Annotated in this window: 9 protein-coding genes; 7 read left to right on the top strand and 2 right to left on the bottom strand. The window is 44.3% G+C overall.

What is annotated here, in order from left to right:
• Positions 1-20: 20 nt before the first annotated feature.
• The 4 genes from PV783_RS22455 to PV783_RS22440 all read left to right on the top strand — a co-directional run bounded on the left by PV783_RS22455 (position 21) and on the right by PV783_RS22440 (position 5259).
• A complete protein-coding gene (locus tag PV783_RS22455; protein WP_420989650.1) occupies positions 21-725 on the top strand; it encodes a thioesterase II family protein in 705 nt (234 codons plus the stop codon).
• A 25-nt stretch (positions 726-750) separates the two neighbouring features.
• Positions 751-2901 carry a carbamoyltransferase gene (locus tag PV783_RS22450; protein ID WP_420989649.1) on the top strand — a complete coding sequence of 717 codons (2151 nt, stop codon included), beginning with the start codon at positions 751-753 and terminating at the stop codon, positions 2899-2901.
• 28 nt (positions 2902-2929) lie between these two features.
• The gene (locus tag PV783_RS22445; RefSeq protein ID WP_420989648.1) at positions 2930-4051 is read left to right on the top strand and encodes a glycosyltransferase family 2 protein; all 1122 of its coding nucleotides are present in this window, start codon (positions 2930-2932) and stop codon (positions 4049-4051) included.
• A gap of 143 nt (positions 4052-4194) precedes the next feature.
• Positions 4195-5259, top strand: a complete 1065-nt coding sequence (locus PV783_RS22440; RefSeq protein ID WP_420989647.1) for a TauD/TfdA family dioxygenase — start codon at positions 4195-4197, stop codon at positions 5257-5259.
• Between the two features lie 86 nt (positions 5260-5345).
• Here PV783_RS22440 and PV783_RS22435 read toward each other — a convergent pair whose 3' ends face one another.
• Both PV783_RS22435 and PV783_RS22430 read right to left on the bottom strand, forming a co-directional pair.
• On the bottom strand, positions 5346-6092 hold the full coding sequence (locus tag PV783_RS22435) for a hypothetical protein (protein WP_420989646.1): 747 nt from the start codon (positions 6090-6092) through the stop codon (positions 5346-5348).
• A 381-nt stretch (positions 6093-6473) separates the two neighbouring features.
• Positions 6474-6902, bottom strand: a complete 429-nt coding sequence (locus PV783_RS22430; protein WP_079473675.1) for an EthD family reductase — start codon at positions 6900-6902, stop codon at positions 6474-6476.
• A 242-nt stretch (positions 6903-7144) separates the two neighbouring features.
• On the opposite strand from PV783_RS22430, the gene PV783_RS22425 reads away from it, so the two are divergent.
• The 3 genes from PV783_RS22425 (at position 7145) to PV783_RS22415 (ending at position 12524) form a co-directional block, all read left to right on the top strand.
• The gene (locus PV783_RS22425; protein ID WP_420989645.1) at positions 7145-7732 is read left to right on the top strand and encodes an RNA polymerase sigma factor; all 588 of its coding nucleotides are present in this window, start codon (positions 7145-7147) and stop codon (positions 7730-7732) included.
• Positions 7733-7795: 63 nt separating this feature from the next.
• The gene (locus tag PV783_RS22420) at positions 7796-8995 is read left to right on the top strand and encodes a FecR family protein (RefSeq protein ID WP_420989644.1); all 1200 of its coding nucleotides are present in this window, start codon (positions 7796-7798) and stop codon (positions 8993-8995) included.
• Between the two features lie 229 nt (positions 8996-9224).
• Positions 9225-12524: a SusC/RagA family TonB-linked outer membrane protein gene (locus PV783_RS22415; protein ID WP_420989643.1), complete on the top strand. Its 3300-nt coding sequence runs from the start codon at positions 9225-9227 to the stop codon at positions 12522-12524.
• Positions 12525-12530: the final 6 nt, after the last annotated feature.

Genomic DNA, 12530 nt, shown 5'->3' with positions numbered 1-12530 from the left:
TTTCATCGTATTTCAGTCATATGTCAGGAACGCAGTTATTTGTTATACACTTTGCCGGCGGCAGCTCCTATTCGTTCAAGCCTATTCTCTCTTTGCTGGAAGATATAGATATTATTCCCGTAGAATTGCCAGGTAGAGGCAAGCGGATGGCTGAACCCCTTCTGGTTGATTTTGAAGCTGCTGCCCTTGATCTTTTTAATAAGGTACTGGACAGCGTAGAGTATCCCGGTTTCCTGTTATATGGGCATAGTATGGGCGCCTCTCTCGCATTTAAAGTATGCAGTATGCTGGAAGAGGTAGGAGAATCGCCCGGGCATCTTATTGTAAGCGGCAATGCCGGCCCGGGGGTAAAAGCCCGGCAAACTAAAAGCCTGCTGGCGGATAAGGATTTCATAGAAGCGATCAGAAAGATGGGAGGGATACCGGCAGAGTTGCTCGATAACAGGGATTTCCTGCATTTTATATTACCCATTTTGAGAGCAGACTTCCATTTATCTGAGAATTGCCAGCTAAACAGGATTCCACCTGTTAATACACCTATCTGGGCTATCATGGGGGACGAAGAGGAGAATGCCGGGAATATCACCAACTGGAAAGCGTTTACCAGGGCGGAGTTTAAGGATAGTATTTTGCCCGGTGGGCACTTCTTTATCGATCAGCATCCTGAGAAAATGGCGGAAATAATCACAGACTGTATTAAATCATCCTCTTCTATTTCAAAATAAAAGAGTCTACAACTTATCAAATCGTATGAGTAAACCAATTTATGTACTTGGTACAAACCTTTCACACGATGGGTCAGCCTGCCTGCTAAAGGACGGGGAGATTTGTGTTGCTATTGAAAAGGAGAGGATAACAAGGAAGAAGCATGACGGAATGAATGACACCGCTGCCATTCAATACTGTTTGAATGCGGCAGGCATCACCATAAATGAGGTGGACCTGGTTGTTCAGAATGCGCTTTATGGCGGAAGCTTCGATTATGGTAACGGAAGCTTCAAAGGTCCCAGGATTTTTACGGACGACGTAAAAGTTCCTGTTGTCACCATTTCTCATCACCTGGCGCATGCCTATAGTACCATTGGCACCAATCCGTTTGAGGGAGATTTTAATGTACTGGTGATAGATGGATCGGGAAGTCCTTTCTGTGAATGCATAGACCTGGAAGGAGCATTCATTCCTGACAGTGAAAAAATTCATGCAGATGTATCCCACTTGTACTTTGAGAAAGATAGCTTTTATACCTATCAGAACGGGTGCCTTACTCCTGTCATAAAAGATTTTTCCCCTTACGGGGTTTTCTATAAAAATGCGCCGGTAGAACCCTACACCATGCATTCTCTGGGAAGTGCCTATCAGGCTATCAGTCACTATTGCTTCAGGAATATGAGTGACGTCGGAAAGCTGATGGGACTTGCGCCATACGGGAAACCAGGTGTGATAAAAGAGGACATATTTCACCTGCGGGACGGACGGATTTTTATTAACTATGATTTGATGAAGTCACTGAACAGACCGGCCGGTACGCATAGTGAATTTAAAAGAAACTTCACCTACTATGCCAATATTGCGTATAAAATGCAGGAGGAGATAGAAAGGGCAATTTTATACCTGGTGGAAGACCGGCTAAACAGGGGAGTGGGAAACAAATTATGCTATGCCGGCGGAGTAGCATTGAATGCGGTAGCCAATAACCTTATTTTAAAAAATACCAGTGTCAGTGATTTGTATATTCAGCCTGCCGCCGGTGACAACGGTATTGCTATCGGGTGTGCTTATTATGGCTGGCTGGAAGTAATGAAAAGGGAGCGGAAAATAAAAGCATCCAGGTCTACCTGCTTTGGCCAAACCTATTCGCAGGAAGAAGTAAAGAAAGCCATCTATTCCTATTCCAATACGCATCACCGGGATAATATCAGGACGCGCATCGACAACTTTTTCCGTTTGATAAAACAACATGCTGCTACCGGGAAGGCGAAGGGAGCGGTAAGCCTGATTGAATTCAATATCAGTGATTACTGCAGGTACCAGCTGAAGGTCAGTGACAGCGGGGTTTATATAGAAGTGGATGGTGAAGGCCGTGCGGATTGCATTGTAAACATTGATGCGCATCAGTTGGGGGCTGTGATTATGGATCCTTTATATTCCGGTATTTTACTGGACGCAGGCAATGTACGGGTATCCCACCCTCCGTCTATTGGCCTCCTGGGTAAAGTGGTGGACCTGGGAAAAGTATTTGGCAACAAAGAGCTTTTTAACGGAACGCTCCACAGAAGTATTATAGAGCAGGTTATTTACAGTGATAATTATATCAAGCAGGCAGCACAACTGCTGGCAGCAGGGAAGGTGATTGGCTGGTTTCAGGGAGGGGCTGAATTTGGGCCGCGCGCACTGGGCAGACGCAGCATATTAGCCGATCCCCGGAATAGTGGCGTACGGGATTATATTAATACGGAGATCAAGTTCAGGGAAGACTTCCGTCCTTTTGCTCCTGCTGTATTGCGTGAAGATGTAGGAACATATTTTATTACCGACCGGGAGAGTCCTTATATGATCCTGGTAGATGATGTAAAGCCGGAATGGCATCAGCAAATACAAAGTATTGTGCATCGCAATAATACTTCCAGAATACAAACCGTAACAGCAGATTGGTCACCTGAGTTTTATCAGCTCCTGGTTGAATTTAAAGCACTAACCGGTATTTCACTGCTGCTGAATACATCCCTGAACAAACGGGGAATGCCTATTGTGGAAACGCCGGCAGAGGCCATTGACTTCTTTTATTCCTGTAAGTTGGATCACCTGGTAATCGGCAATTATATTATTGGAAAAGAGCTGCAACCAGCTAACAATGGTTCGGCTAATCATTTATTGGCAGTAAACAGCAGCGTTTCGGAATAGTATGATCTGCTGTATTAAAATCTAAAATATGCTGGAGAACGAGCTTGTTAAACAAAGAGCACTCTCTGAATATGGTCCGTGGAAAATATCATTCTGCATTATCTGTATGAACAGATTATACCATTTAAAGGAAACATTGTTAAAGAATCTTACTAATAATACCGGGTATCCGGGGCTGGAAGTATTGTTGCTTGATTATAACTCGGGCGACGATATGGAGCAATGGGTAAAAAACAATTTATCGGACTATATAGAAAGGGGAGCATTAGTTTACTATAAAACATTTGATCCTTCGGAGTTCAATCATAGCCATGCCAAAAACATGGCGTTCAAACTTGCTTCCGGTGATATTGTTTGCAACATAAATGCGGACAATTTTACAGGAAACAGGTTTGTATATTATATAGACGAGGTTTTCAGGACGAATAAAAAGGTGTTTATGAGACCTTTGAGATTACATCCTGGTGTAGCGGGCGTTGTATGTGTGAACAAGGCCGACTTCCTGCATGTAGGTGGTTTCGATGAAAGGATGTCTGTTTACGGATGGGAAGATGTAGACTTCAGAAACCGTCTCAGGCTTGCGGGCGTAGAGGAATGGAAGATCAGGGAGAAATTTTACCTTGATGCCATTGATCATGAAGAGAAGTATGACAGGCGGAAACTCCTTTCCAGGATAAAAGCTGCTTATGTAAGTGAGGCCGATCCAGTTAATGCGTTTACCACAAAGGTGTTGATATTATTTGAGGATTACAGATTCAAATATGGTACCGTGATAAATAATAAAAGGAAAGGTGGGAAATTCGAGTATCTGTTTGATCTCGAAGAAATTTATTGGACAGAAGGGTATTGGAAAAAGGATGGCCGCGATCTGAAGTTGCTGGATGAAGCCCGCGATGTTGTATATGATGCAACTGTATATGATGACCGCAATATACGATTACCTGGTAATAATGCCGGAAGTGTGTTGTTGTACCACGTGGCAAACGAGTATGTACTGAATATGATAAGCTATTTTGAGATGGATTATCGAAATCGTACCATTATGATTAATAATATGGAAAGTAAGGTAGTTGCGGTGAATAATGGGAGGTTTGGACAAGGAAGTGTTTTTAAAAACTTCAATTACGAAGTGAAGATAGATATGGGGTAAATAATTTAAAAAGACAATTGATTTCATGAAACAGGTCTTGAACTTTTTGAGGACGGAGAGTGGAGTTATGTTTGAGATATCGAAATGTCGTTGGTAAGACCCGGTGAATATACCAGATTTTTGATCATCATTAAAGTAAAATAATGGAAAACAATTTTTTGGACAACATACCTTCAGGTCCGGCAACGACCATAGACACCGCCATTTCCGGTGCGAACAGATCATACCTTAATGACGGAACCAGGCTAATGCCTCTCGTAATCAGTTCTTTGCAGCCTAAGGGAGATCTTGTAAGCTGGATGAACGCCAATAAGGAAGTTTTTGAAACAGATCTGGTAAAACACGGAGGTATACTGTTCAGAGGTTTTAACATCAGCACTTCTTTGGACTTTAAAGAATTCATGAATTGTTTTAATACCGATCCGCTTCCTTATTTGTTCAGGTCTTCCCCAAGAAAAGAACTTTCATCTGATATCAGGAATATTTACCTGTCTACAACGTATCCACAGGAGAGACCCATTAACATGCATAATGAAACTTCATACAGTCGCGTATGGGGAAGAAAGATCGTTTTCTGTTGTCTTGTGCCTGCTGAAAAGGGCGGGGAGACGCCTCTGGCAGATTCTCGACTTGTACTGTCCGATATTCCTCCGGAGCTGCTGACCAGGTTCCGGGAAACAGGGGTGAAGTATCGCCGGAATTTGTCGGAGGGACTTGGAATGCCCTGGCAGGAAGTGTTTCAAACAACCGACAAGGAGGTGGTTTTAGGTATATGTAAAAGAAATGACATTACCTGCGTTTTTAGGGGCAGGAATGATGCTGTTATAGAATGGGTGAAACCTGCCGTTTACCGTCATCCTGTTTCCGGAGAGGAACTGTGGTTCAATCATGTGCTTTTCTTTAATAAATATGCCCGTTACGAGGAAGTAGGGCTTGATGGTGATAGTTATCTGCCGGAAGATTATCTCAGCTCTGATACCTTTTTCGGGGATGGTTCAGATATCAGCTATAACCAGTATCGGAGTATATGGGAAGCGTATGAAAAAAATAAAGTAGTATTTTCTTATCAGCAGGGAGATATCATTTTTCTGGATAACATGCTTACCTCACATGGGAGAAATCCGTATTCTGGCGAAAGGATAATAGCTACTGCCATCATTGAAGCCATGTATGATGACGGATACTCAGCTGTATCTTTTAGCGTGTAGTATTCTCTTTCGCCGGCTTAATACGCCGTGCTGCGTTTTTCATGTTCAGTTCCTGAAGGCAGGGTTTTCCAGTGTTGACTAGATAGCTATTCAAATGACGCACTTCTTTCAATACTCCCCATAATACTGATACTGCTGCCTTTGGCCAGCTCAGGACTTACCTTCCCAATCTTTTGAGCTATAAATCTAAACGAGAGTATGTTGACCTGGTGCGTTGGATTATCAAAGGTTGACTTAGATATCACATGACGCCCTTCAGAATGAATGCTGATCGTATCCGGCATATGCTCTTCGTAGGTAGTAATATTCGGCTCCTCCTGTTTTTTTACCTTCAGGGTTCTTGCGATGGCCAGGTAATTTACGCCGGTCAGTTCTTTCCAGGTTATTTCATAATCCTTATTTAAATTCCCTGTTTCTGTATAACTGATGTTTTGACCATTCACCAGGTCAAGGGCATCCACCTCGGCCAGGAATGATTTTTTACCATCCGGAAGCACTATTTCAAAATTGAATTGATTGTTTTTGGGATTAGCACTATCCTTTAAATAATAGGTGCTGGATGTGTAATAGAGCCCTTGTCTGACCGTGTACTTTACTTCCGCGCCGTTCACATAGATTTTGATGGAATCTTTTTTAATGGTCTTTCCTTCTTCATCGAACAAACTGACCACCACCTGGTTTTCGATCTTGCTATGTAAACGTTGTGTGATATTGATTTCTGCGCGAATGAGCGAGAGGCTGTTTACGGGGCCTTTAGACAATTTTGATTCATCGCACGACAGCGCAGCGATCAGCATGCAGCATATAGGGAATAGTTTTTTCAATTTTTCCATGATTGTGCCGTGTTATTGTTAAAATAATCGCTTTTGTACCGGTAGCGGCAGCGCTGATTATTAAAGTTGGTAAATTAGGGTACGAGTTTGGCCAATGGCTAAAAATGTAATAAACGCTCACCGCTATCAAACACAGATTCTACACGACATTACGAAGATATAAGTTCCCCCGGTGGATCACTGGATTTTAGAAAAGCCCGTCTCTACATAGTAGAAGCGGGTTTTTTGTTTTTACGCTGTAATTCATTCTATAAAGCCGGAGAGACCGTTGTTTTCTTAATGTTATCAGGTATTGCCGGAGACCGGTGGCTTTTCCCCAACGACTTCTCATCATAATTCCTGTCGATAGGAAACCTTATCCACGATCAGCCATTTCCAGCTTTATTTTACAACTTCACTCACTAAAATGACGGGAACGACATTGGTGTAGTTTATAAAATCTGCACGAATCGCATCTCTGTTTGGCGCAATAGCCGCCTGATATTCACTTAAGCTTTTTACATAGAATATACCAATAGCCATAAAAGGTAAAGGTTGATTAGGAATACCGCTGGAAAGCCCTTTTTCAATAGTATATTTCACCAGATTTGCTCCTAAAAAGCCAGCCACCATGGGCATATGCTTAGTTTCATAATACTCCATATTGAAAGTTTTACCCTCGGCATATGGATACATGACGGATACCTTTATTAAGCCTTTTTCAGTAGCAGTAATGTCGTGATTTTGAGATTTTCCAGATGGCATATCCTGACTAAATGAAACAAAACAGGTGGTTAAAAGAAAAAACGATAGAATTAGTTTAAGCTTCATGATCAGTGAACTTTAAGTTACAAAATATTAAGTTGTCAATTACTTCCGTTTGTGGCAACTAGCGGGGGAATTAAACATAACGGGGGTTTGCCAGGAACAGAACTATCATTGTCAATTTACGATTTTTGCTGATGCAGGTATAGTTTTTTGGTTGAGGCAGGGAAAATTCCACTCCTGAATTGCATTTTTATAGCTTGAATTTTTGATTATTTTTACATTTCAACTAAAATCGGGGTGCAAACTTGTCGCGGAAATCTTTTTATAATGAGTTTCAGCTTTTGCGGGGACTGACTTCGGGGGATACATTGCATTATTCTTATATCTTTAAAGAGTATTACAATGCGCTTTGCCATTACGCCGAATCTATTATCGGGGAGCCCGGGCATGCGGAAGACATTGTGCAGGACGTTTTTGAAAAATTATGGCAGAAGCCATATGCCTTCGAGGATCTCCGGCATCTGAAGGATTTCCTGTACAAGGCTACACGTAATGCTGCCCTTAATTTCCTGAAAGGGGCGCAGCATAGCAAGGAACGCCAGGCCAAATTTCTCCATGAGCAGGAAGAGGAGGCGTCAGTAGAGGACCAGGACATCATCCGCATGGAGGTTTTCAGGATGATTTACCGCGAGATGAGCAACCTGCCTGAGCAATGCGGGAAGATCGTCCGCATGAGTTATATTGAAGGGCTGAAAAACGAACAGATCGCCGAAATCCTCTCCATTTCACTTCAGACAGTTAAAAACCAGAAAACCAGGGGCATGAAGCTGCTGAGAATGCGCCTGTCGCCGGCTGTCATTGCCTTATTCTTATTGTTTTCCTCCCACTCATAATTTTTTTTTGGTTCCTTTAGTACGATCGGAATACCATGTTGTAATAAGATAAACACATTAGACATGGGGTCTTCTTCAAACGATCCATTCATCACTGCAACGCTTATTTTCCGTTCGCAACAGGGCATGCTTACGGCCGATGAGCAGGATAAGCTGGATGCGTGGATCGCTGCCAGCGACGAAAACCGGCAGTTATGGGTGGAGTTGAACAATCCGGATGTACAGCAGCAAAACGTGCGCGCTATGGCCCGGTTTGATGAAACCGCTGCGCTGGAACGTTTTCTTTCCAATAAACCTGCAAAATCAAATATACGCCGGATGCGGTTCCTTCATACATGGAAATGGGCGGCTGCGGTGCTTGTATTGGCGTTAGGCGTATCCACTTATTACCTGCTGACACCTGGTGCGCAAAATGGGGACCATTTTGGCGGGAAATCCGCCCTGCACGACATCCCACCGGGTAAAAACGGCGCCATCCTGACACTTGCAGATGGTACACAACTGGTGCTAGACAGTTTGGGCGAAGGAAAAATCGCTACGCAGAACGGAACACAAATTTCACTGAACAATAACGAGCTTAAATACGATGCTACCGCCGCTACAGACGATGCGGCCCGTAATACCATTACCACACCTAAAGGTCGCCAGTACCACGTCGTTCTTCCTGATGGAACGGAAGTGTGGCTGAATGCAGCGTCTTCTATACAATATCCGGTCGCTTTCAAGGGACGGGAGCGAAGGGTGAAAATCAGCGGGGAGGTTTATCTTGAAGTCGCCGCAAAGAGCTGGCAGCCTTTTATCATAGAAACCGATCAGATGAAACTGGAAGTACTGGGTACTTCATTTAATGTGAACACGTACAATGACGAAAAAACAATCCGCACAACACTGTTGACCGGTGCCGTGAAAATAACACCTATGCATACCACTCAGCCCAAAGTGCTGGTGCCGGGCCAAACAGCAGTTTTAAGCAAACCGGATGCATCGGAGGGAGCTACGCTGACCATAACGGAAACGCCTGATCCGGATAAAATTATCGCATGGAAAAACGGCCTGTTTAATTTTGACGGCCTGGATTTATACAGTGTCATGCGCCAGCTGGAAAGATGGTACAATATAGATGTACAATACATTGGAAAACCGGATAATGTAATCTTCAAAGGGAAAATGCACCGCAATACCAACTTGTCTGATGTATTAAAAGTGTTGGAAACAATGGATGTGAATTTCGAACTGAAGGGAAATATTTTGTATGTAAGATAGCAAGTAATAAAAGAGGTTGCTTAAACGAAAACCGGAAGTGCTTGCGACACTCCCGGTAGATGTTCAAGTAATGTAATCATCACAATCAGGTTAAAGACTGCTTATTTATTCACTTAAACATTCCGCCCTTTATGAAAAGGACGGACGATGCAAAGCTATGCTAATTATTTCTTATTGCATACGGGTTCCCTATGGATGGAAACGTGGCTCAACCAAATCTCTGTTAGTCATGAAGCTAACATTCATTCTCCTTACCGCTGCCCTGTTGCAGGTATCTGCCAGAGGCCTTTCACAGACTATCAACTTTAACGGTAAAAACGTTGCACTGGAAAAAGTTTTTGCAGCTGTAGAGTCGCAAACCGATTATGTTTTCCTGTACAAGGCTACCGCCTTATCAGTGGCAAAACCGGTCACCATCAGTGCCAGGGGAGTTGACCTGGGGGCCTTTCTCAACAAGGTATTCGAGAACCAGTCACTGACCTACAAGATCATCGACAAAAACATCCTGGTATCCCAGAAGGAGTTCAAACAGGCCGCAGCCAGCCAACCCGTTGATACGGTGCAGAAACAGGAAATGATAAATGTCTTTGTCTATTCTTCCGGTTTTACACCGTTGGTCAGCGCTACTATCAGCAATCTTACCGACAAACGGAACTACCTGACCGCAGGAAACGGATCAGTCCAGGTGCCGGTAAAATTGGGCGATCAGATGAGGATTAGCTATATCGGGTATGTGGACCATCTGTTTAAAATAACGGAACCGGTTTTTAATGTCAAATCGTACAGCACGGAGCTGATACTTTCCGAAAACAAACTGGATGAAGTGCAGATCACTGTTCTGGGTACTACCAATAAAAGAATCGGCACCGCCAATATCGCCACGGTGAAAGCCAGCGAAATTGAAAGGCAACCTGTGGTAAATGTGCTGGATGCGATCGCAGGTCGTGTTCCCGGCCTCCGGATCAGCCAATCGGCCAACACGGCAGGAGTCAGGAAAGTAGAGTTACGCGGACGGAATGTGCTGAACGAAAACATGTTTACAGACCCGCTGTATGTTGTTGACGGATTACCGATTGGTACTTTATCCGTTAATCCATTCGGTACAAGTGCACCTGTTAGTGGCGGCTATTCAACTTCCGAAAGCCCTTTATATATGATCAATCCCCTGGACATAGAAAGCGTGGACGTGCTGAAAGATGCGGATGCTACTGCATTGTACGGCTCCAGAGGTGCAAACGGCGTGATCCTCATCACTACCAAAAAGGGAAAACCGGGCCCCACAAGGTTTAATGTAAGCTACTCCAAAGTATTTTCCGGCGTGCAGCGTTACATGAATATGATGAATACTGAACAGTACCTGGCGGCGAGAAGGGAAGCTATGCTGAATGACGCATCTTTTCCTACTAAGGATAATGCCCCGGATCTCACGATCTGGGACCAGAAAGCGTATACCGACTGGCAACGCCTCTTCTTCAAAAATGAACAGTCCAATGATGTGCAGTTGAGCGTGGAAGGTGGGCTGCTGCAGAATACGTACCGTGTGAGCATAGGATATACTTCCACAACGGAAATGTACAACCAGGGCAGGGGAAACAATCGTTTAACCGTGGGAGTGTCTTTCAACCACCGCAGCCCGAACGGTAAACTGATGGTGGAACTTTCTTCCAACAATACCTATTCCAACAATGAAACTGCTGCTACGTTAGACTTTTTCTCGCTGGCGCCCAATGCTCCGGGGATGTATGATGATAAAGGGCAATATAATTTTGTTCCGTACAGGAACCAGTTTGGGTCCATTTATCCATTCAGGGATATTAAAAACTGGAGTGAGAATCAAACGCTGAAAAGTCAGACCAATGTTGGGTTTACTTACGAAATATTCAAGGACCTCACGGCGGGCGTTCGTGTTAGCGGGGAATTTTTCTCCAATAAATCCGGCTATTATATGCCTAAAGCAGGGAAAGATCCCATGTTTTCTCCCTTGAGCATGGCCCTGTATGGGATCGGTTCGGGAAAGAGCCTGCTGATAAGGCCGAATATCAACTATGTTAAACTGTTTGGTGGCGCCAGGGTATCTGTTTCCCTGGCTGCAGACTACAGTTACGCGGATCAGGATGCAGTGTCGGTGATAGGGATGATGTTTTCTAACGATAACCTCCTTAAAAGCTACTCGAATGCCCAGGTTGTGCAAACCACGAATAATTATGCCCAGCTGAAAGTTGCGTCGCTGCTGGCATCAGTTGCCTTCGACTGGGAAAATAAGTATATCGTTAGTTTAAACGGCAGAAGGGATGGCTCTTCACGTTTCGGCGACGGAACGCGTTTCGGGAACTTTGGATCTGCAGGGGTTTCATGGATTTTATCTAATGAAGAATGGTTTAAACAGGCTAACATGGATTGGCTGTCGTTTGCCAAAATCAGATCTACCTATGGCGTTATGGGGAATGCCAATGTAGGCGATTACCAATACCTCTCGCGTTGGTCGAACATTCCACCGAATTCTATGGAAAAATTGCCGGACTACGATGATCAGACTATTTATACGCTCATCCAACCCGTTAACCAGAAATACAGCTGGTCCAGCGCCAGCAAGTTTGAAGTGGGCGCCAGGGTGGGATTTCTCGACAGCAGATTAAATATTGAAGGTAACTTCTACATCAACAGGGACGGAAAGCAGTTGACAAGCATTACCACGCCGGCGTTCACGGGTTTTGCTTCTGTGGTGGGTAACTGGCCCGCTGTTATCCAGAACAAAGGGGTGGAACTGATGTTGGATGGAACCATCCTGAACACGAATACCTGGGGCCTGACCGCACGTTTCCAGGTAAGTAAGAACAGTAATACGCTGGTGGCTTTTGAAGGATTGGAAGATTCTCCCTATAAGGATATGTACCGGATCGGAACCTCCGTAACTGCTAAAGCCTACTCACACTATATCGGCATCAACCCGATGAAAGGAACACCGGTCTTTGAAGATTATAATGGGGATGGGCTCCCACCTGCCGGGATGTCAAGTACGAATTACCCGGACCTGGCGATGGACGATCACTACCGGGTGATTGACCTGAACCCCAAATATTTCGGAGGGGCGGGCTTCCGCGTAGACTTCAAGCGGGTATTGTCGCTGGATGCACAATTCAGTTTCGAAAATTCCCTGGTCGCAGATCAGTTGAATAACGTCGGGTATGGTGGTGCGGCTAACTCCGTGTTGTATGAGGAAATCGAAAACAGGCACTGGAAGCAGCCGGGCGACAAAGCACTTTATGCAAAGTATTCCATCACGAATAGCGGCGCATTCTTCGGATCGGATGCCTTCTATGCCAAAGGCGCTTTTATCAGCCTGGACAATCTTAGTCTGTCGTACATGCTGCCGGCAGCATGGTTAAAGAAGGTAGGCATGAAGCAGGGAACGATCTCCGTGAATTCATCAAAGATTTTCAAACTCACGCAATACAGATTGTCGGATGTTGAATTGGGAACTACGCCGCAAATCAGAAGGATTGCCGCTAACATGAGATTAAGCTTCTAAAATTAA

It is taken from the genome of Chitinophaga sp. CC14 (genome assembly GCF_048957795.1).
Classification (GTDB): Bacteria; Bacteroidota; Bacteroidia; order Chitinophagales; family Chitinophagaceae; genus Chitinophaga; species Chitinophaga ginsengisegetis.
This window is presented reverse-complemented; position numbering and strand designations above follow the sequence as displayed.

What these genes read in the sequence shown, in the direction of transcription:
- PV783_RS22430 (WP_079473675.1), bottom strand. Translation starts at nt 6,902, where the DNA reads ATGAAGCTTAAACTAATTCTATCGTTTTTTCTTTTAACCACCTGTTTT.
- PV783_RS22435 (WP_420989646.1), bottom strand. Translation starts at nt 6,092, where the DNA reads ATGGAAAAATTGAAAAAACTATTCCCTATATGCTGCATGCTGATCGCT.
- PV783_RS22415 (WP_420989643.1), top strand. Translation starts at nt 9,225, where the DNA reads ATGAAGCTAACATTCATTCTCCTTACCGCTGCCCTGTTGCAGGTATCT.
- PV783_RS22455 (WP_420989650.1), top strand. Translation starts at nt 21, where the DNA reads ATGTCAGGAACGCAGTTATTTGTTATACACTTTGCCGGCGGCAGCTCC.
- PV783_RS22450 (WP_420989649.1), top strand. Translation starts at nt 751, where the DNA reads ATGAGTAAACCAATTTATGTACTTGGTACAAACCTTTCACACGATGGG.
- PV783_RS22440 (WP_420989647.1), top strand. Translation starts at nt 4,195, where the DNA reads ATGGAAAACAATTTTTTGGACAACATACCTTCAGGTCCGGCAACGACC.
- PV783_RS22445 (WP_420989648.1), top strand. Translation starts at nt 2,930, where the DNA reads ATGCTGGAGAACGAGCTTGTTAAACAAAGAGCACTCTCTGAATATGGT.
- PV783_RS22420 (WP_420989644.1), top strand. Translation starts at nt 7,796, where the DNA reads ATGGGGTCTTCTTCAAACGATCCATTCATCACTGCAACGCTTATTTTC.